Source organism: Marinomonas sp. THO17 (genome assembly GCF_040436405.1).
In the GTDB taxonomy this organism is placed as follows: domain Bacteria; phylum Pseudomonadota; class Gammaproteobacteria; order Pseudomonadales; family Marinomonadaceae; genus Marinomonas.
The window spans coordinates 3,580,946-3,600,745 of sequence record NZ_AP031575.1 but is presented as its reverse complement, the minus strand read 5'-3'; the positions used below and the strand labels follow the sequence as shown (position 1 = coordinate 3,600,745).

General features: G+C 42.3%; 18 protein-coding genes and 1 tRNA gene. 3 read left to right on the top strand and 16 right to left on the bottom strand.

The genetic code is table 11. The annotated features are described in order from the left end of the window. Positions 1 to 23: 23 nt before the first annotated feature. From ABXS85_RS16960 to ABXS85_RS16935, 6 genes are all read right to left on the bottom strand, one after another. The gene (locus ABXS85_RS16960) at positions 24 to 1,316 is read right to left on the bottom strand and encodes a hypothetical protein (protein ID WP_353667705.1); all 1,293 of its coding nucleotides are present in this window, start codon (positions 1,314 to 1,316) and stop codon (positions 24 to 26) included. Continuing rightward, positions 1,309 to 2,871, bottom strand: coding sequence for a DUF4129 domain-containing protein (locus ABXS85_RS16955; RefSeq protein WP_353667704.1), 1,563 nt, complete (start codon positions 2,869 to 2,871; stop codon positions 1,309 to 1,311). Before ABXS85_RS16955 ends, ABXS85_RS16960 begins: the two co-directional genes overlap by 8 nt. After that, complete coding sequence (locus tag ABXS85_RS16950; RefSeq protein ID WP_353667703.1) at positions 2,858 to 3,814, bottom strand: stage II sporulation protein M; 957 nt, start codon at positions 3,812 to 3,814, stop codon at positions 2,858 to 2,860. The genes ABXS85_RS16955 and ABXS85_RS16950 overlap by 14 nt, the downstream gene beginning before the upstream one ends. After that, positions 3,811 to 4,512 (bottom strand): RDD family protein, encoded by a 702-nt coding sequence (locus tag ABXS85_RS16945; protein ID WP_353667702.1) that lies wholly within the window; start codon positions 4,510 to 4,512, stop codon positions 3,811 to 3,813. The genes ABXS85_RS16950 and ABXS85_RS16945 overlap by 4 nt, the downstream gene beginning before the upstream one ends. A 61-nt stretch (positions 4,513 to 4,573) precedes the next feature. After that, positions 4,574 to 5,077 (bottom strand): DUF4234 domain-containing protein, encoded by a 504-nt coding sequence (locus tag ABXS85_RS16940; RefSeq protein WP_353667701.1) that lies wholly within the window; start codon positions 5,075 to 5,077, stop codon positions 4,574 to 4,576. Positions 5,078 to 5,719: 642 nt separating this feature from the next. Beyond that, positions 5,720 to 7,210, bottom strand: coding sequence for a methyl-accepting chemotaxis protein (locus tag ABXS85_RS16935; RefSeq protein ID WP_353667700.1), 1,491 nt, complete (start codon positions 7,208 to 7,210; stop codon positions 5,720 to 5,722). A gap of 811 nt (positions 7,211 to 8,021) precedes the next feature. On the opposite strand from ABXS85_RS16935, the gene ABXS85_RS16930 reads away from it, so the two are divergent. Then, the gene (locus tag ABXS85_RS16930) at positions 8,022 to 9,122 is read left to right on the top strand and encodes a Fic family protein (protein WP_353667699.1); all 1,101 of its coding nucleotides are present in this window, start codon (positions 8,022 to 8,024) and stop codon (positions 9,120 to 9,122) included. 113 nt (positions 9,123 to 9,235) lie between these two features. Here the strand turns inward: ABXS85_RS16930 and ABXS85_RS16925 are convergent, their stop codons facing one another. The 5 genes from ABXS85_RS16925 to uvrB all read right to left on the bottom strand — a co-directional run bounded on the left by ABXS85_RS16925 (position 9,236) and on the right by uvrB (position 13,477). After that, on the bottom strand, positions 9,236 to 9,709 hold the full coding sequence (locus ABXS85_RS16925; RefSeq protein WP_353667698.1) for a DUF4274 domain-containing protein: 474 nt from the start codon (positions 9,707 to 9,709) through the stop codon (positions 9,236 to 9,238). 99 nt (positions 9,710 to 9,808) lie between these two features. Continuing rightward, the gene (locus ABXS85_RS16920) at positions 9,809 to 10,282 is read right to left on the bottom strand and encodes a GNAT family N-acetyltransferase (RefSeq protein ID WP_353667697.1); all 474 of its coding nucleotides are present in this window, start codon (positions 10,280 to 10,282) and stop codon (positions 9,809 to 9,811) included. 757 nt (positions 10,283 to 11,039) lie between these two features. After that, positions 11,040 to 11,116, bottom strand: a tRNA-Val gene (locus ABXS85_RS16915). 82 nt (positions 11,117 to 11,198) lie between these two features. Next, positions 11,199 to 11,387, bottom strand: coding sequence for a hypothetical protein (locus ABXS85_RS16910; RefSeq protein ID WP_353667696.1), 189 nt, complete (start codon positions 11,385 to 11,387; stop codon positions 11,199 to 11,201). A gap of 62 nt (positions 11,388 to 11,449) precedes the next feature. Further along, positions 11,450 to 13,477: an excinuclease ABC subunit UvrB gene (gene uvrB / locus ABXS85_RS16905; RefSeq protein WP_353667695.1), complete on the bottom strand. Its 2,028-nt coding sequence runs from the start codon at positions 13,475 to 13,477 to the stop codon at positions 11,450 to 11,452. A gap of 201 nt (positions 13,478 to 13,678) precedes the next feature. On the opposite strand from uvrB, the gene ABXS85_RS16900 reads away from it, so the two are divergent. Together ABXS85_RS16900 and sulP are read left to right on the top strand one after the other, a co-directional pair. Further along, positions 13,679 to 14,554: an MBL fold metallo-hydrolase gene (locus ABXS85_RS16900; RefSeq protein WP_353667694.1), complete on the top strand. Its 876-nt coding sequence runs from the start codon at positions 13,679 to 13,681 to the stop codon at positions 14,552 to 14,554. A gap of 9 nt (positions 14,555 to 14,563) precedes the next feature. Further along, entirely contained in the window at positions 14,564 to 16,282 is a 1,719-nt protein-coding gene (gene sulP / locus ABXS85_RS16895) for a sulfate permease (RefSeq protein WP_353667693.1), read from the top strand. A gap of 146 nt (positions 16,283 to 16,428) precedes the next feature. Here sulP and ABXS85_RS16890 read toward each other — a convergent pair whose 3' ends face one another. From ABXS85_RS16890 to ihfB, 5 genes are all read right to left on the bottom strand, one after another. Continuing rightward, entirely contained in the window at positions 16,429 to 16,731 is a 303-nt protein-coding gene (locus tag ABXS85_RS16890; RefSeq protein WP_353667692.1) for a helix-hairpin-helix domain-containing protein, read from the bottom strand. A 198-nt stretch (positions 16,732 to 16,929) separates the two neighbouring features. After that, entirely contained in the window at positions 16,930 to 17,631 is a 702-nt protein-coding gene (pyrF, locus tag ABXS85_RS16885; protein WP_353667691.1) for an orotidine-5'-phosphate decarboxylase, read from the bottom strand. A gap of 69 nt (positions 17,632 to 17,700) precedes the next feature. Next, the gene (gene lapB / locus ABXS85_RS16880) at positions 17,701 to 18,879 is read right to left on the bottom strand and encodes a lipopolysaccharide assembly protein LapB (RefSeq protein WP_353667690.1); all 1,179 of its coding nucleotides are present in this window, start codon (positions 18,877 to 18,879) and stop codon (positions 17,701 to 17,703) included. A 5-nt stretch (positions 18,880 to 18,884) separates the two neighbouring features. After that, positions 18,885 to 19,208 carry a LapA family protein gene (locus ABXS85_RS16875; protein ID WP_353667689.1) on the bottom strand — a complete coding sequence of 108 codons (324 nt, stop codon included), beginning with the start codon at positions 19,206 to 19,208 and terminating at the stop codon, positions 18,885 to 18,887. Between the two features lie 74 nt (positions 19,209 to 19,282). Continuing rightward, positions 19,283 to 19,591, bottom strand: coding sequence for an integration host factor subunit beta (gene ihfB, locus ABXS85_RS16870; RefSeq protein WP_353667688.1), 309 nt, complete (start codon positions 19,589 to 19,591; stop codon positions 19,283 to 19,285). Positions 19,592 to 19,800 lie beyond the last annotated feature (209 nt).

Here is a 19,800-nt window from a genome sequence, read left to right as displayed (position 1 = left end):
TAAACTATTTAATTGCTCTTCACTCATAAGCTTTCTCTAATTCGTTGAAGGACTTGGACAGTATTTATAAATAAATCCTGATTTAAACGGGCTTTATTCTCAAAAGCGTGATGCACCTGCGATGCGCTCAAGCCACTCTGTTTGGATAACATAAGGTACTTCGCCTCAGTATCTGCCAGATCAAAACCAGCAATGCGGGCTTCCGCTAATGACATTACGCTATTTCTTAGAGGCTCAAGAAGTTTGTCTTGCCAGTGCCTGCGCCAGAAAAAACCGGCGGAGGCTATGATATGTTCTGAATACGAACGACGAGTTTGAATATCAAGTTCACGAGTGGGGCCAAAGCGCTTCATGCGCCACCACAACCAAATAAATAACAGGGCAAATGAGCTGTATAGCATTTCAGGCAGGTATTTTTTCATAATCGAAAACAGGGATGGCATGTTCGCACCATATAGAATCCCAGTTTTATCTTGACCACTCATCAGCAACCAAAAATAAGCATGATCGAATAAATCGATATGGTCGCTTTGCCAGACTGTATTTCCAGCCATGATAGAAACCACTCCATTGCCATAATTGAGCTGAGCAAAGGTTACAGCACTGTCATTACCACTCCACGAATTCAGCTGATACTCATCACTATGCCAATTTTCATCATTAAACCCTGGATGATTGAGAGAAACAGATTTATCAAAGAGAATTTTTAATACTTCTTCCATACCCTCAAACGAAATATTCGTTAATGTATTAACGTCATGAGTTGCCTCTCTTATCTTAATCTGTTCTTTTGCTTCTTCCTCTTTTGATTTAGTTCTATTATCCACTAGGACTTCAGAATTTTTTTGATCGGTTTCGCCATGTTGAAGCGATTCATCATTGGCGCTTTTGTCATCTTTAAACAATTGCTCAAAATAATTGTAATTGGAGGTTTCTTGATTAAAGTTGAAAAATGACATCAGGCGATCATTCCTTGCATCAGAAGCCGATGTCGTAGATACAATTAAAAATCCACCCTCTTCAACCCATTTAAGCAATGTGCTCAGATTCTGATCCGAGACAATAAGTGAACTTTCTGCAATGTATAAAGTGTCGTATTCATCAAGATCGCCGAAATCCTGCAAGTTATCTTTAGCAAACACAGGAATACTGCGCTTGTTACTCAACAATTCCAATGCAAGATAAGGATTTTGCTGGGCTTTGGCTGACCATCCCTTATCAATCTCTTCATCGTAACGCTCGACAAAGTTATACATAAATCCAGCCAAAGTGACGACTATCAATAGAGTTAAAATAATGCCAAGTCGTTTACTCACGCTTTAGCACCTCATCCCATTGCTCACACAGTTCTCGCACCGCACTTTCTTCAGGTAACTGATGACCATAGGCTAGAGACTGCCAAAGAGCGGTTAATGAAGTAAAAAACTGGTCTAGACCATCTTCACTCTTTTCTTTCACTTTTCGTAAGCATTCACCTTCGGTATCTGAGTCGGAAAAATCGAGCTGATGATAGTGAATGAGTCCTGCAAGTGTTGAGCGGTATAACAAGCTCATGGCATCGCGATATTCTTGTTTAATCCAAAGTGCATGAACAGCTGCAGCGACATTTTCAGGAATACTTTGTTCTCGGACATCCAATCCAAACATGACGTTAGGTACAGTGTCTGGCTCTTTATTTTCATCAGCTGTTGTTTCGGAATCTTTAATGAGTTGTCGATAGCGATAAAGAATATAAATGATTAACAGAAAAGCCAAAGCCCACAAAATAAATTCAATATAGGCGCTTGGAGCTTGTATTATGTCTTTTGTTTTTTCAAAAAAATCGGAATTATTTGCAAGAAATTCAGAAAAATCAAAAAACCAGTCCGGAACTTCATCTTCGTTGTAGTCAGTTTCTAGATCTTTAAGGCGCCATCCACTCACCTGCTCAAGCTGATGAAAATCATCGCCCAACAATACATCAATAATGTCATTTTTGGCCTTCGCCATCTCAAGCATTTCAGCTTGATTATCAATATTTATAGGCTCGTCTGCCTTCACCTCTGGTGCCTGTAAGAAAAAGGCTAAGCTCAAACCAAGTGTGCAGATAAATACAAGGAATGAGGAAGTTGAGTCCCGAGTCAGTTTTCTCTTGTTTTCTTGCTCGGCTGCCAAATGACGAAACCTGATTTCAATATCCCATGCTTCCAGATCAATTCGACGACTAATGTATAGAACAAAGCCCGCCACTGCATAAAATGGCCCGACAACACACATAGCAGCAAATGTGCATAGGCTGTAGACCCAATCAATTAGCGTTCCAGCCTCAATTATGACGCTAATAAAATCGATATTCACCTGCTCAGGAATCATGATAATCAATAAACCAGCAATACCAAGAACGATAAAGAACTCAATATGTAGACAAATAATAGTAAGCCATGTAGCAACACCATAGACCGAAGGGTGTAATACATCGAGCCGTTTTAATCTCACCTTGTCGGATGCCTGTTCAAGGACCGTCAGGGGCATATCAAAAGATCTAGATAGACTGAAGCGACGAAGAGTCAACGACAAAAACCAGTCACGCTTATAAACCATTGTTCGATTCGCCAACAAATCGCGAATATCTGCCTGGTCGCCAAACAGCCGGCGACTCACAATGTATAAGGGTCCCCTATCGATAAGTGGTTTTACCCACCAGACAATCACATACCCCACCCAGGCGTATTGATGAAATATCAGTGAGGAGAGTAAAAAAATAATTGCCGCAGGAATAAGCCAGCTAAGAAATAGAGGACGCCACCAAGCTTTAGTCAGCTTAACGCCAAGGTCTATTGCCTCCCAGGGAGATCGTGTTCTGACAACAATACTCAGTTTATCGAGATCCATTAGGCTTCCCACAGTAAACAAAATATACGATCAGTGTTACTGCCAAAAACATACCCACCAAATATTTGATTGCTGGTGCAATAATGACAGTTGAAGACCAAAAAGCTTCAATAAAGGCTGCAATAAGAAGCATCAGCGCAGTACCAAACATGATGACAATCGCATCTCGTCCCGCCTGCCGCAACGCATGAGTGAGTTTAAGCTGCCCAGGACGAATTAAGGCATAACCGAGTTTAAGCCCAGCAGCACCTGCAAACACAATAGCAGTCAACTCAAAAGCACCGTGACCGATAATAAAAGAGTAAAAAGTGTCGGTATAACCTATTTGAGTTAAATGACCAGCAACGGCGCCTATATACAAACCATTAAATATTAGGAAGAACACAGACCCTACGCCAAATAAAATACCACCAGCGAAGGTACGAAAAGCAATCCCAATATTATTTTCAATATAAAAACCAAACATCATTATGTCAGTTTCAGCCCCTCGCTCTCGCCCAATTTTATCGTTCGCGGGGTTATACATAGACTCCATTTTCATCACATCATGGTAATTCATAATGCTGAAAATAAATTCAGCATTCAGAAAACAGGCTATGCCCATTGCTATCAAAGGAAGTATAAAAAGTAACGCGGATACATAAACAAAATGTCTATTTCTTCTTATTGCTTCAGGAAATACGAAAAATAAAAAATTCAGCCACTGTAAGTGGTTACGAGAATTATCTTGATAAAAAAAATGGTGGGCTTTTGTCACCAGACCATTCAGATAGTCTATCAATTGGGGGCTATATCGCCTTTGCTTAGCAATGGCTAAATGATGACATAGCTTTCGAAAATTCTCTGGAAATTCACTATCGACCTCTACATCGCCATGGACCAAAATTTTCTCCATTTCAGTCCAGATCTCACGGTGTTTCAGCTCAAAGCTATTTTGTTTCAATGCTTACCACCTAACAACCAAAGGCCTATACTTTGCAACTGATTCACAGCTTCTTTTCCACTTTTTCCGGAAACATCTGTCAATAAATTCGCTAACTCAATCTGGCGTGATTCAGAGATACGATGGCGACGCCGCACAAATTCGGTAATAGCAACCTGATCAGCCACACTTAATTCAACTGGGGGTGGAAGCTCCTCAACATCCGGTAAATCTTCTACAACGCCCGTCTCTTTATCTTTATAAATAACAATTGACCCTGCTGCTAAATCCCCCAGGCGCTGAAAGTTAGAGGTCAGAGATATAGAGAATATTCCGAAAACATAAGCCAAAGGTAAAAAATCTGCAGCACGTAATAGATTTCGAAGCAGTGAAGTACTCCAGGTGACTGGAGTTAAATCATCATTCACGACCATAATGCCAAGTTTCTTCTTACCGGGTGTCTGGCCATTACGCAAGACTTCAAACAGAACAGGATAAAACCATTCAAACATAAATAGTAAAATCAAAAATATTCCCCAGCCCATGTCGCCAGCAAACATTAAAAGAAGCAGCAAGACCCCAAGAATGCTATATCGAATCGCAAGGTCTATAACAAAAGCAAGAATACGGGGAAACGGGCCAGCCAACTTTGCGCTTAAATCTATCGATTCTGGCGTCTCTACTAGATAAGTTGTATCGAATATCGTTTCTTTATCCATCCATTGACATCTTCAGTATTATGCTTAAAGAAGCAGCGACACCCAAGTGCCGCTTATGGGATCATTCGTTATCAATGATTTTATTGATTTTGTACTGTAGGTATAGGGTGCTAAGAAAGAAAGTCAAAATTGGGCCAGCCCAAGCATAGGTTCCTTTTTGCGCATTCACGTAAGAATGAATACGATTACGAAACTTAAATAACCAAGCATAAAATAAAACTAGGTAAACAATGGAAAATACATTTTCCAACATCGCCACCTCTATAATAAAAGGCGCATAAATAGAAAAAACCACAAAAAAAGTCGGAACAGTAGAAAGAACCGCAAAAATACATGTTAATACCATTAAAGAAACACTAATAGGATTTTCAATATAAGCATTAATTTTATTTGTACGGTTAACTAGCCAGTAAATCCCATAAAAACCTAATGTAATAATCATGAGACCAACTACGCCCCAAGCCGAAAAACGCTTGTAGACAGAGCTTAACTTACTATCACCAATATTTACCTCGACATCAGCTGTCGGTGTTTGATAAGGGTCATTTACACTGTTTTCCATCATTACTTCCTTTTCCAGTTTCTTACTAGATAATGAATAAAGAAATCAGAATACCATAATTTAAATTAACGGCAACTAGACATATCCACAATAAAAGAAAAACACTGCTCAAGAATTTAAATGAAATACAGTTCCTTTTTTGAGACTCACTAAACTCTATTTTACTAAACTTATGACTAATCGAATCAATATAGTCTCTACATATTAGAGGGAAGCAAGAACAAGCCCTCTGTCTTTAGGGAAGGTACGAACAAGTCCACTGACTTCAGCGTGTGGATAACTCTCATTTATTCGAGGCAAGTTTCGCCGTCCAATATAAGCATATTGGCAAGAAGCTTAACAAAGAATAAAAAGAGCTTAGCCCACGCCCTTCGGGTCTTTCAGAGAAACAGCCTCTCTATGTTAAGAGTGATTGAAAGGTATTAACATTCCTGCTCACTCTTGCCTTGACAGGCCATTTCTCTGATAAGACTGATGTTCAGAAGACTTATTCGCACCTTCCTTAGCAACTTCCCCCACATTGCTTATCTCCTGTATCCATGTAGGCATTCACAAATACTAAAAAGCCCAACTTACTCACTGACAAGTTGGGTCTTTTTGCAACACTATGCTTTAGAGCCGATACGCTAAACTCTACGCTTCGACTTACACCTTGAATGCTTGCGCCTTTGTCTGATAATCGTGCGTTACTCGAGCAATTTCATCGCTTTTTTCTGCCAAATCATTCATCGAATGGGACAAGGATTCGATGGCATGAAAGTTTTCACGTATTTTGGCATTGATGGACAAAATCACTTGCTCTTGAGCAATGATTTCGTCGGCAATGTCTTTTGCAGAAGAGGAGACTTCACGTGCATTTTTCGAGCGCAACATCAAGCCATCGGACATGTTCAAGGCATGCTCTACATTCACACTGGTTCTGGCTTTACCCGCTTCCATAGAAGAGACTGTCTGACCCGCACTGTAATTTAGTCGTTCCAATACGACTTCAATTTGATCAGTAGAATCGCTTGAACGTTGTGCCAAGGTTCTCACTTCATCCGCTACAACAGCAAAGCCACGACCAGACTCACCTGCTCTGGCGGCTTCAATGGCAGCGTTTAACGCCAATAGGTTAGTTTGTTCAGAAATACTGCGGATCGACTCCAGCAATTGCGTGATGGCATTTACGTCTTCTGTTAGAGCTTGCAAGTGATTCGAGACCTGACTGATATCTTGCTCCAACAATTCTGTATCTTTCATGATGGTTAGCGCTTTTTCACTGTCTTGTACTGTCTCATTTTCCAAAGCACTCACTGTGTCAGCCGAAGTTCGACTGCTTTGAGCCACTTGCTGCATACTTCTCGCCACATTTTCAGTTGATTCTGCTGAGTCTTGTGAGCGCTGCTTACTTTTTTGAGTACTGATGTTTACTTCATCAGCAGTATCATGAATGGCCTTACTTGTGCTTACCAATACTTCCGCAATACGTTGATATTCAATGAACAAACCAGACAAACGATCCAACAAAGCATTGAGCGCATGTTCGGCACTGGAAGCAGGAGCGGACACGCGAACAGTCAAATCACTGGTAGCTGAAATGGCTTCAATGGCATCGGCAATTTTATAATTCGCAGCACTTTCTTTGCTCATCAAATAGGCCATATATATCAATACACCTGCTTCTGCTCCTGCAAACACGCAATGTACTAACATCAACCACATATTGTGATGACCTAAAAATACCGTAATGGGCATATCTCCCAACATGACGCCATTCATTTGCAAGAACATAAAACCTATGTGATACACCGCCGTGGTCAACAAGGCCGCGACTATGGGTTGCCATTTTTGATAAATCAGAAAAATCGCCATGGTCGCGAAGATATGAAAATGCATCTCTATCAAACCAAACTGACTTTGAATCAACAAGGATGACACGCACATCATGAGCACAGCCGATAAGATAGAAAACACCAGCTGTCCTTTGAAAAAACTGTAAATCAGCTGCGTCGCCACCAACACAAACACAGCCGACGACAAACTGAAGCTGAGCAGTTTTTCCCCTACCATGCCACTAATGGCAAGTACTGGCACTTGCACGAGCAAGGCACAATAAATAAAGAAGTCGTTTTTACGTATTCGATTATGATTCATTAGCACAACAACCTGATTATCAAGAACAAAACTCTTAAATTGTATATAAAAAAGCCTCGGCCCTTTGTAACAAAGGTCGGGGCTTTTGTATCTGGATTAACCAGTTTGGTATGCTTTATAAGACAAAAAGGATCGCTGGAAACATGAGCAATTTGAGTCGAGCCTATTACGACTGATGACACTGCGCTTAACAGACCTACATTCAATATCAACGAGCTGCTTTTAAACATAAAAAGAGATAATTCGCCACTGGTGAAAATGCTCGACGCGCTTTTTAACCCAGTAACGGAAAAACCAAAATACAATTTTTACTGTAAAACAAAACTGTATTTTAGAAGGTAAAGGGAAGAAACATGAGAACTCATAAGGTATGAACCGCTTTTAACGTAAAAAGAGATAATTCGCTTCATGAGTTAACCCTCGACGCGATCCTGATTGCGCGAAAGGATTAAAGCGACCTTTTGGTTACTTTTGTGGCGCTACTCTTAAATTCAAGAAAAGAAATTACCCGCCTAGCCTTTCCCTGAATTAAAAGGCGGAATAATGCTCCCCAACCAAAGCCAATGAGAAGCACATATCCAAACCTAGGGCAGAAACAAAAAAATCCTGACCTTTTAAAAAGGTCAGGGCTTTAACATTATGTATCACAATTAAATAAAATGGCTAGCCTCAGCAATACCGAGGCAACACTTCATCATCATTATGATGTGATTAACCACATTATTCAAATCATATAATGATTTGAATAATCGCCATATTCAGATTACACTGTGATTAGATTAATGACGTTATTAAAATCATAGGCAGCATTATGTGGATATGGCAGCAAGAAAATTGGCCTAACTTTACGTGGGATAACCAGCTTATAGCACCCATTTTAAGAGAAGTTCGTCTTAACCAAGGAATCCTATTAGGTAAAATAGCCAGCCAATCTCATGATAAAAAGCAAAATCTGCTGGATACCCTTTTGGCTAACATCGTCAACTCAAGTGCCATTGAAGGTGAAAAACTTAACGCCTTTTCAGTACGTTCGTCACTGGCCAAAAAACTAGGATTGACCGAAGAAAACGCGTTTCCCACGACAGATCAAACCGATGGACTGGCAGAAGTAATGATCGATGCCATCGAAAACCTTGATTCAACACTGAATTTAAAAAGAATACTCAGTTGGCATAAAAAACTCTTTCCAAAAGGATATACCCTGCTCAACCCTATCCTTGGTGGGCAATTAAGAGGAAGTGAGCCAATGCAAGTGGTTTCTGGCCGTATCGATCGCCCAACTGTTCACTTTGAAGCGCCACCGAGAGAAAGATTGGATGAAGCATTAGAGCACTTCATTCACTGGTTTAATGAGTCAAAAAAAGACGCTTCGCTGGATCCATTACTAAGGGCCGCCATCACTCATATTTGGTTTATCACCTTGCATCCATTAGACGATGGCAACGGCCGTATCACCCGATTATTAACAGACTTGGCCTTAGCCCAAGCAGAAAGCCAATCGGTTCGATTTTACGCTATGTCAGTAAGCATATTGGCAAAGCGTAAAAGCTACTATGACATCCTTGAACAAACACAAAAAGGCGACCTAGACATCACTACATGGCTAGAGTGGTTTCTAAACACCCTAAACGAAACCTTTCATAACGTCTTAAATGAGATAGATCAGACCATTTTCAAAACAAACTACTGGAGAAAAATCGATCAGACAAAACTAACGTCAGAGCAAGTAAAAGTCTTGAACCGCATGCTGGATGGGGATTTTGAAGAAGGCATTAATACCACCCAATATCACAGAGTAGCCAAAGTCAGTAAACCAACCGCAACACGTCACCTTGCGGCTTTAGTTGAACAAGGTTGTTTAGTGAAATCAGCGTCCGGTGGACGCAGTACTCGGTATTTACTGGCTCGGTAGAAAGAAACGCTGTTATAACCCGCCGGAACGGAGTTGATTGTTTGTGCTAGCGTAGAGTTAAAGCACAAACGAAGCAACGCAGTGGAGATCGGTTTGAGCCGCTTGTTAAATGCTTACACCGCATGCCTATCCCAATCTTCGCCATCGTTAGGCTCGAACAAGCATTCGTCGATTCCGGCCTTATTCAGTTTATATTTGGCAAGCTTATTAAGCTCTGGTTCATACCTATAAATACTGGAAGAATACTTTCCGATGGTAAGAGCACTGGCTATATCTTTAGCCAGTTGAAGTTCCTGATCGAAGTGTCCATCAGGATTTATAGAGTTAACGTATTTTTCATCTAGCCAATCCGTACCACCTAGATACCAAAATGCCATTAACGCTGTACCGAAATCACAAAACCTATTTTCTATAACCGATCTGATAGCCCCAATGCCATCGTCGCAATTGTAGTTCCATAAAAAATAGTGAAGTTCAGCAGTTGATTTGATGGATTTTGCGTACTCCACAAAATCACAGTCTTCGCTTTCGAAAAGAAAGTGCCTCAATCTCTTCGCTTCAATTTCGGTCAGATTCATAATTGGCATTTAACGACTTACATAAGGGGCTGGCGCGTTAGCGACAGTCCCAACGGAAGCCGCGCTTTTTGCGGCTGGAGTGAATTTAATGTTTTTGTTAGCACTTTTTTATTCAAACGACAATCTCATTTTCCTTCCTCCAACAGGCTTTAAGCCATTACTCTGATAAAAATCCAGTGTTCTTTCAAACTCAGGTAATGGAGGCGTGCATAACTCAATACAAGCCCAACTACTAGCTTTACCATGCTTTTTCACTTCATCTAATAACATTACACCAACGCCTAGGGAGCGTTGGTTTGGAGAAACATAAAACTCTTGGATTAGACCGATTTTCCCTCCCGCATACAAAGCGAAAGTTTCAGTGAATGTTGCAACTGCAACTGGTTGTTCTTTAAGAAAGCCTAAAATAACCGTATAACGGTTATCAGAAATAAGTTCATGACAACGAGTAATCGTTTCGTTAAGACTAATATCAAAATGCTGTTGTTTTGTTAATTCACATATTTCATTGGTCAGCTCAATTACCAAAGAACTAATCACATCTGCATCTTCAACAGTGGCTTTTCTAAATTTAATATCCATACTTATAGATTGCTAACATTTTTAATAGTGCGCATGCGCGTTTAGACAATTCCAGAATTTCGCCAATACCTTTATAAGCAATTGAAAAATAATACTTTTATTAACCTATTAACAAAATCCAAATCTGGAAAAACGAGCATGCGCATTTAGACATTTATCCACAGCGCGTTATTTTTGCTGGAGATATTCTTATCCATTGATACTAAAAGACTTTATATTTTTCTACCAGTATAAACGCGCAATACTGTGATTATTTTTTAGGCGGAACGAGCCAACCATTCGAAAAAATAAACGGTATAAATATGCAGTTTTTTGATGGCTTGTTTCATGGCATGTCTGATTGTGCTGCGCTTAACAGATCTACATTTGGTGGTTTACTCTCAGTTGATCTGAGACTGATTAACTAACCCCATCCTAGCCTTCCCCTTGAAGACATAATGGGAAGGAATACGAGATTTTATCAGGTACGAAACGCTTTAAACGTAAAAAGAGATAATTCGCTTCATGAGGTAACCCTCGACACGTTCCTGAATGTGCGAAAGGATTAAAAAGATTTTTTGGTTACTTTTGCATCGTTTGCCAAAAGTTACCCGCCTAGCAGGGCGGAAAATGCTTCTCCCCCAAAGCCATTCAGAGGAAACTCACAAAATATCGAGAAAGAAGTAGAAAAAGCTTCCCGACCAAAGCCAATGAGAGGAAACCAAAAAAACAGAGACAAAAAAGCCCTGATCTTATACAAGATCAGGGCTTCCAAATTTGGTAGGACTAAGCAGATTCGAACTGCTGACCTCTACCATGTCAAGGTAGCGCTCTAACCAACTGAGCTATAGTCCTAAAAAAGTGTTGGCTATTATACGCAGGGCGTGTTGTTTGACAAGCACTTCATGCGCTTTTTTGTGAATTATTGGCTTTGTCATCAAGCATCCACTGGCACCAGCAATTCGTGGCCAATGACTTCGTCAATTAAGTGGTAAGGCACCTTGTATTCTTTGCCACGAAATTTGACCACGGCGTATTCATAGCACATTTCTTTGATGGTGCAGTTGACGATAACGCCGTTATCAATGACTCTGACAATATTGTAGTTCCTGAGTGTAATCGCCATGACCATTCTCTTTAATTGTAAACGAGTCTCTCTCTTTATATTGGTTCTAATGAACTAAATAATTAGGCTTCTCCAACCTCTTTGAGCTTTTTCTGTAATACGCGGATTTGATCGCGATAGCCAGCCGCCAATTCGAACTTGAGTTCTTCCGAGGCTTGCATCATGTCTTTTTGCAATTGAATGATGGTCTTGCGCACTTGGGCCACGTCGTCCATGCTTTCCACTTGGTACTCTTTGGCGGTTTCCGCCACTTTCTTGGTCTTGTTACCACGCTTACCCGACCCTGGGTTGTAGGCCCCTTCCATGATGTCTTCCACCGACTTGTTAATGCCTTGTGGGGTGATGCCATGTTCTTTGTTATGGGCTTGCTGCTTTGCTCGGCGGCGTTCAGTCTCACTGATGGCCCGTTCCATGGAGCCAGTAATCTTATCCGCATAAAGAATGGCTTTACCATTCACGTTACGTGCCGCACGGCCTATGGTCTGAATTAAGGATCGCTCAGAACGCAAGAAGCCTTCTTTGTCTGCGTCTAACACAGCCACTAAGCTGACTTCTGGAATGTCCAAGCCTTCTCGTAACAAGTTAATGCCCACTAGCACGTCAAATTCCCCTAAACGCAGGTCACGAATGATTTCCACTCGCTCTACGGTATCAATGTCGGAATGTAGGTAGCGCACACGCACGTCATGATCGTTGAGATAATCGGTTAAGTCTTCCGCCATGCGTTTGGTCAATGTAGTGACCAAGACTCGTTCCCCAATCAGAGTACGCTTGTTGATTTCGGACAACAAGTCATCCACCTGAGTGGCCACAGGTCGCACTTCCAATTCCGGGTCTACCAGACCCGTTGGTCGTACGATTTGTTCCACCACCCAGTCTTGATGCTCCTCTTCGTATTTACCCGGTGTCGCGGAAACAAATATGGTTTGCGGTTTAATCTGCTCCCATTCTTCAAATCGCATAGGACGATTATCCAGCGCCGAAGGTAAACGGAAACCGTATTCCACTAGGTTTTCTTTACGGGAACGGTCACCTTTGTACATGGCACCAATTTGGGAGATGGTGACGTGGGATTCATCTACCACCAATAGTGCATTGGCGGGTAAGTAGTCAAATAGCGTTGGCGGCGGTGCCCCCTCTTCCCGACCTGATAAGTAACGTGAGTAGTTTTCAATACCGGAGCAGTAACCCAGCTCTTGCATCATTTCCAAATCGTAACGAGTACGCTGTTCTAAGCGCTGCATCTCCACGAGTTTGTTCAAAGATTTGAGTTGTTCAAGGCGTTGATCCAATTCCACCTTAATGCGCTCAATGGCGCCTTCAATGGTTTCCCGCGGCGTCACATAGTGGGTTTTAGGGTAAATGGTAACGCGTGGTACTTTACGCAAAGTTTTGTTGGTTAAAGGGTCGATAAAGGATAAATTTTCTACTTCGTCGTCAAACAATTCAATACGAACCGCCGTGTCTTCCGAGTCGGCAGGAAACACATCGATCACATCCCCACGCACACGAAAATTACCCCGCTCAAACACCAGATCATTACGACTGTATTGCAACTCCGCCAAACGACGCAGCACCGCACGCTGATCAATGCGATCACCGCGATCCAAATGCAACATCATTTTTAAATAGGATTGTGGATCGCCCAAGCCATAAATCGCCGACACGGTAGCGACAATAATAACGTCTTCCCGTTCCAACAAGGCTTTGGTGGCCGATAAACGCATTTGCTCTATGTGCTCGTTCACCGAGGCGTCTTTTTCAATGAAGGTATCGGATGCGGCAACATAGGCTTCGGGTTGATAGTAGTCGTAGTAGGAAACAAAGTACTCAACCGCATTATTAGGAAAAAACTCTTTAAATTCTCCATACAACTGAGCGGCCAGAGTTTTGTTGTGCGCCATGATAATAGTGGGACGTTTCACCTTGGAAATCACATTGGCCACGGTATAGGTCTTACCTGACCCAGTTACCCCAAGCAAGGTTTGGTGCGCCAAACCGGCTTCTACCCCTTGCGCCAGTTTTTCGATGGCTTTCGGCTGATCACCCGCAGGGGCGTAAGATGAGACAACTTGAAACTCTTGTGACACGACTTTGTTCCTAAGCTAAAAATCAATTCGTTAGATTAGCAAAAATTCCCTCTGCCGTCTGGTGTTTCCTTGTCCTTACTTCTATTGATTAGTGTCAAGATGCACGCTTTTTCCACAAACAAACAAAACATTAGACTTTACTAATGTAGTAGCCATATATAACATAATGAAATATACTTATAACCAATTGAGGTTTATGGCATGAAGCATCACAGCACAATAGCAGTAAAAGCCTTTTTTGATGAGGCCACTTTCACTGTTTCTTATGTAGTAACAGACTCTAGCAGTAAAGACTGCGCCGTCATTGATTCCGTTTTGGATTACGATCACGCAGCAGGCAAGACTCATAGCGAGTCGGCAGACGCCATGATTGCTTATATCAAAACAGAACAATTGAATCTTAAATGGCTGTTAGAAACCCATGTTCACGCGGATCATTTGTCAGCGGCGCCCTACATTCAAAAAGCTCTGGGCGGTCAGATGGTTATTGGCGACCAAATTACCCAAGTACAAGCGACTTTTGCGAAGATTCTGAATGCCGAACCAGAATTTCAGCGCGATGGCTCTCAATTCGATTTGTTAGTCAATGAGCAAACCATACTGCCACTGGGTGAACAGCAGATTCGTATTCTGCATACGCCCGGCCATACACCTGCCTGTGTGACTTATGTAATTGATGATGCCGCTTTTGTTGGTGACACCCTATTCATGCCCGACTATGGCACCGCGCGTTGCGATTTCCCCGGAGGCAATGCCAACACCCTGTATCGTTCGATTCAGAAAATATTCGCCTTACCTAATGAGACTCGCCTTTTCATGTGTCACGACTACAAGGCACCGAATCGAGATGTGTACGCATGGGAAACCACGGTGGCTGAGCAAAAAGCACACAATCAGCACATTCACACAGGCATTAGCGAAGAAGCGTTTTGTGAGATGCGCAATAAGAAAGACGCTACATTAAATATGCCTAAATTGATCTGGCCAAGTGTGCAAATCAACATGCGTGCAGGTCATTTGCCACCCAAGGAAAGCAATGGCATACGCTACGTTAAAACACCACTCAATTTGGAATAAAAACACATTATGAAAACATTGGATCGTTACTTACCTGCCATGACATGGTTAAGAAGTTATAGCAAGGCGGATCTTGCCAACGACGGTATGGCCAGTTTGATCGCAACCATTCTGCTGATCCCGCAAAGCATGGGCTATGCCATGTTGGCTGGCTTACCCGCGTACCTGGGTTTGTACGCCAGTATCTTGCCTTCCATTGTCTATTCCTTATTAGGGACCAGTCGCAGCCTTGCGGTTGGCCCTGTCGCCCTCTCTTCAATGATGACAGCCGCTATCGTCTTACCTTTTGCCCTACCTGGTAGTGAGGAATACCTTGCCATTGCGATTTTACTGTCGCTCATTTCTGGTGTTTTTTTGATACTGATGAGTCTGTTAAAAATGGGCTTTTTAACTAACTTACTCAGTCATCCGGTGATTTCGGGCTTTATCAGTGCCTCTGCTATTTTGGTCGCAGTTGGTCAGTTGAAACACCTGCTTGGGGTGCAAGGACATGGCAATAATTTGATCGAACTTATCCAGAATATGAGCAAACATCTAGATGAGTTCAATCTAGCGACTCTGCTGTTGAGTCTAGTAGTAATCAGTCTATTGTTATTAAGTAAGCGATACCTAGCATCATTCTGCAGGACAATTGGCTGCTCAGAAAAAGTGGCTAGTCTATTGGGCAGAGCTGGCCCCGTGTTTGTCGTCATACTTGCTACCCTTGCTGTGTATTTTTTCTCTTTAGATCAGCAAGGGGTGCGCATTGTCGGTCACATCCAACTAGGTTGGCCCTCTATAGATTTCTCACCAATTAGCTTAGATACCCTTATTGCTTTGTTGCCCGGCGCCTTTTTAATCAGTGTGGTGGGCTTTGTCGGTTCAGTATCTGTAGCGCAATCCTTTGCCGCAAAACGCAGAGAAGACATTCACCCTAATCAGGAATTGTTTGGTCTTGGCGCTGCCAATATTGCGTCTGCCTTAAGCGGTGCTTTTCCCGTCACGGGTGGCTTTTCACGTACCGTGGTCAATACCAGCGCTGGTGCCAAAAGCCCGATGACGGGTATATTAACCGCGGTGTTTATGTTGGTTGTATTGCTTTTCATGACACCACTGTTTTACTACCTGCCCAATGCTGTGCTGGCCGCCAGTATCATTGTGGCCATTTTACAATTGGTCGATATTAAAGATTTTGTACGCATCTATCGTTTTTCCAAACAAGAGGCCTTAGCCTTAGGTGCTACCTTTTGGATCGTACTATTGGTTGGTATGGAGGCGGGCATTCTGGTTGGCATTGGCTTGTCCCTATTGTTTTTCTTATGGCACACCAGTCATCCTCATATTGCCATTGTGGGCCGCGTTCCTGGCACCCAACATTACCGCAATGTAAAACGCTATCAAGTAGAAACCCAACCCGACATAATTACCATTCGAATTGACGAAAACCTATTTTTCGCCAATGCCCGAGTATTGGAAGACTATGTGTTAGGCGTGGTGGCACAACAACCCAATATCAAACATCTGATCATCATGTGTAATGCCGTTAATATGATTGATGCTAGCGCTTTAGACAGCTTGGACACCATTGCGCATCGCTTGCAATCGGCAGGTGTTACCTTGCATTTCTCAGAAATCAAAGGCCCAGTGATGGACAAGCTCAAGCAATCTAACTTGCTCGATACACTTTCTGGACAAGTCTTTTTAACTCAACATCAGGCCATAGAAAAGCTATCAGCAAGAAATGCCTGATAGTAAACAAAACTGGTTAGATTGCTTTCCACTTATAACTATAAAAAAGTAACCAGTGTAAAAAAGTAACCAGGGTAAAAAAGTGTCATCACCAAAAGTGCAGTAACCAAGAGCGAATAGGCTCTTGGTTACTGCGAAGCGTGTCTTTATTTAGCGTCGGATGAGACCACTTGTATCAGGTCGCGATTGCGTTCCAACAAAGCAGCCCCTATGCCTTTGACCGCCACCAAATCGTCGATGGCCACAAATGGTCCATTATTATCTCGATAAGCGACAATGGCTTGAGCTTTTTTCAATCCTACTCCCGACATCACCGCCGCGAATTGATCCGCGGTCGCCGTATTAATGTCCAAAGGTGAAGCAGCTAAAGTAAGACCGGAAAGCATCAAGCCAATTGCCAGCAAGAGTTGCTGCGCAATAGGTCGAAAGAGTATATACAATCTGTTCATCTGAAATTCCTTTTTCAAATATGAGTTGAATGGATTATTGGCATCCTGCCAATAAAAAAACCATCCATTGCTCACAAAATGAGCAATGGATGGTTTTTAGAGTAAAAGCTTTGCCCTATGACTGCAAGTCGGATTTCCCAATGACCATGAAACCCTGCTCATAGTCAGTAGCGACTAAAGACCAAAGACCAGTGGCGACTAAAGACCTAAGCTTTGGTTTACCTGAGTCAGCACAGCAATCGGATCCGCCGCTTGGGTAATGGGTCTACCAATCACCAAATAGTGACTGCCTGCCGCCATGGCTTCGGCTGGGGTCATAATACGTTTTTGATCCCCTTGATCAGAACCCACTGGACGAATCCCCGGGGTGACCAAGACAAAGTCCTTACCCAATTCAGCCGACAAGATCTGCGACTCTTGTGCAGAACAGACTACGCCGTCCATGCCCGACGACTTGGCCAGCGCAGCTAAACGTTTCACATGTTGTTCTGGGGTAAGATCAATACCGATTTCAAGCAAGTCAGATTGATCCATGCTGGTCAGCACTGTCACCGCAATCAATAAGGTATCTTGATCTGGCAGTTGCTGTAATGCATTCGCTGAGGCTTCCATCATACGACGTCCACCTGACGCGTGAACATTGACCATCCAAACACCTGCTTTGGCGGCCACGCTTACCGCATTAGCGACTGTATTGGGGATATCATGAAATTTAAGATCTAAAAAAATCTCAAAACCTAACCTATGTAACTCGTCTAAAATCGCGGGACCCGATGTGGTGAATAGTTCTTTACCGACTTTGACTCGACACAGATTTGGATCAAGACGTTTTGCCATCTCGATAGATTGCGCCATGGTAGGAAAATCCAGGGCAACTACGATTGGGGATTGGCAACTCATTGAATATCCTCTTAATTTATCTTTCCGCCGAACTTTTTTCGGCTTTAATGTAATGTAAAAGGCAAGCCATTACTCACCTTCTAAACCATGAATAGGCTTAACAACGCCCCAAGTTTTGCAACTTGGACATTGCCAATGCAGCTGATGACCAGAGAAACCACATTGACGACATTGAAATTTGGGTTTGGCTTGCACCAGCTGATCAATCAATTCATATAGCACCGACAAATGCTGTTGGTTGTAACCTTGAGAATCAGCCAATTGCAAACTGATCAACTCTTTAAAGCCTTTAATGGTCGGATGCTTGCGCAACTCTTCCACAAGAAACATTTCAGCGTACTCAGGATCACTTTCCATATAGTGATTGACCAAGGCCATGATTAAGGTAGTAGAAGGCTTCTTTGCATTTTGTTCTTGTAGAAACTTGATGTAACCACCACTGCCCCAAATTTTTTGATAACACTCTTTCAATTGAGGAATGATAACAGGGATAAATTCACTGTCCTGTTCAGCAGCGTGTTTGAGCTCTTTGATGGCATCTCGATGGCGATTTTGCTTTCTCAGTACGTCAGCCGCCCCTATGCTGGCTCGCACACAAGAAGGGTCAATCTCCAATGCTTGCTTGTATTGTGCGAAGGCGGGTTTCCACTGCTCTTTCGCTTGGTATTCTTGCGCCATTTCGCAATGATAATGCCCAAGACGTTTAATTTCTTTTTTACTCGGCGTTTCTTTGATCAGCTCAGAGCCTATTTGAATGGCCTTATCCCAACTTTGTTCAAACTCATACAAATCCACTAGCAGGGTTAAAATCTTTGGTTGGAATTCACTTTTACGAGCCGTTGACGCCATGTTCAGTAATAAGCGTCCAGCTCTATCCAATAAACCTGCTGACATAAAGTCACTGGCCAACTCAAGCTGTACCATACGCATTTCACGTTGCGATATCTCTGGTCGAGCGAGCAAGTTTTGATGAATATTAATGGCTTTCTGAATTTCACCTTTTTTACGGAACAGATTTCCCAAGGTGAGGTGAATATCAAAGGTTTCAGAATTGACTTCCAACGAATCCACAAAAGCATCAATGGCTTCGCTGTGTTGATCGTTGAGTAAATGATTTAAGCCGCGAAAATAGTCATTCGGCACGGACTTTTTAAGCGGTTTGCTTTTTTTGGTCGACGTCTTGCGTCCCATTGTCCAGCCGACAAAGAGAGCCACAAACAGCACAAAAAACAAACCGACTTCGGTCAATGCTGTTACTCCTCCCCTACCGACAACTCTTTGGTGATAGACGCTTTTCTGAGAAGATCCACTTCATCTAGTGTCTTCTCATATTTACGACTCAATACACGAATCTGTCTTTCGCTACGAAAATACGTCACGGAGCTGACCAACAAAGCCACACAAGCACCAAAGGTAAAAGCAAGCAGGATATAGAGTGCAACACTTAATTCAGGACCTTGCCAAAAGACCAAATCAAGCTTAATGAGCTGCGGATTACGTATTGCAAAAAATACGCCCACAGCAAGAAAGAAAAGCACAAGGACGGTATAGATAACTCTTTTCAGCCATTTAAGCATAAAACAACCTATCGAGAACGGAATGGCGATATTATGCCGTGATAGCTGAAAAATTTCGAGGCATTAGGTGTAAATTAGTTGAGTTCGTTTGACTGGCTATCTGACGAATCATTGACCAATTCACGTAATTCTTTACCGGGTTTAAAGTGCGGCACATACTTGGCGCTCAATTCAACAGAATCACCGGTTTTAGGATTACGACCGATTCGTGGCGCTCGATAATGCAATGAAAAACTGCCGAATCCTCGAATCTCAATACGCTCACCGTTTGCTAAAGAATCAGACATATGTTCTAACATTGCCTTTATCGCTTGTTCTACGTCTTTAACAGGCAAATGAGATTGCTGATCAATAAGCATCTCTATCAGCTCAGATTTTGTCATTACCGTCCTCGCGTCTATTATTTAACCAATATTATGTAAGACTAGCTAAATTTAGAAAGAAAGCAATAAGTTATAACCTATTCTCTGTAATTTTACTTAATTAATTGCCTTTCGATAAGGATTATTCTTGGTGTTTATGTTCCACAACTAGCATAAGCCTTCCCTAACTTTTATAATAACGCGCATATTCAACCAGATCGGAAAAAAAA

Excerpts from the sequence above, each read along its gene's own strand:
- ABXS85_RS16955 (WP_353667704.1), bottom strand. The coding sequence starts at position 2,871 with ATGGATCTCGATAAACTGAGTATTGTTGTCAGAACACGATCTCCCTGG.
- ABXS85_RS16945 (WP_353667702.1), bottom strand. The coding sequence starts at position 4,512 with ATGGATAAAGAAACGATATTCGATACAACTTATCTAGTAGAGACGCCA.
- ABXS85_RS16940 (WP_353667701.1), bottom strand. The coding sequence starts at position 5,077 with ATGATGGAAAACAGTGTAAATGACCCTTATCAAACACCGACAGCTGAT.
- ABXS85_RS16935 (WP_353667700.1), bottom strand. The coding sequence starts at position 7,210 with ATGAATCATAATCGAATACGTAAAAACGACTTCTTTATTTATTGTGCC.
- ABXS85_RS16930 (WP_353667699.1), top strand. The coding sequence starts at position 8,022 with ATGTGGATATGGCAGCAAGAAAATTGGCCTAACTTTACGTGGGATAAC.
- ABXS85_RS16925 (WP_353667698.1), bottom strand. The coding sequence starts at position 9,709 with ATGCCAATTATGAATCTGACCGAAATTGAAGCGAAGAGATTGAGGCAC.
- ABXS85_RS16920 (WP_353667697.1), bottom strand. The coding sequence starts at position 10,282 with ATGGATATTAAATTTAGAAAAGCCACTGTTGAAGATGCAGATGTGATT.
- ABXS85_RS16910 (WP_353667696.1), bottom strand. The coding sequence starts at position 11,387 with ATGGCGATTACACTCAGGAACTACAATATTGTCAGAGTCATTGATAAC.
- ABXS85_RS16900 (WP_353667694.1), top strand. The coding sequence starts at position 13,679 with ATGAAGCATCACAGCACAATAGCAGTAAAAGCCTTTTTTGATGAGGCC.
- sulP (WP_353667693.1), top strand. The coding sequence starts at position 14,564 with ATGAAAACATTGGATCGTTACTTACCTGCCATGACATGGTTAAGAAGT.
- ABXS85_RS16890 (WP_353667692.1), bottom strand. The coding sequence starts at position 16,731 with ATGAACAGATTGTATATACTCTTTCGACCTATTGCGCAGCAACTCTTG.
- pyrF (WP_353667691.1), bottom strand. The coding sequence starts at position 17,631 with ATGAGTTGCCAATCCCCAATCGTAGTTGCCCTGGATTTTCCTACCATG.
- ABXS85_RS16875 (WP_353667689.1), bottom strand. The coding sequence starts at position 19,208 with ATGCTTAAATGGCTGAAAAGAGTTATCTATACCGTCCTTGTGCTTTTC.
- ihfB (WP_353667688.1), bottom strand. The coding sequence starts at position 19,591 with ATGACAAAATCTGAGCTGATAGAGATGCTTATTGATCAGCAATCTCAT.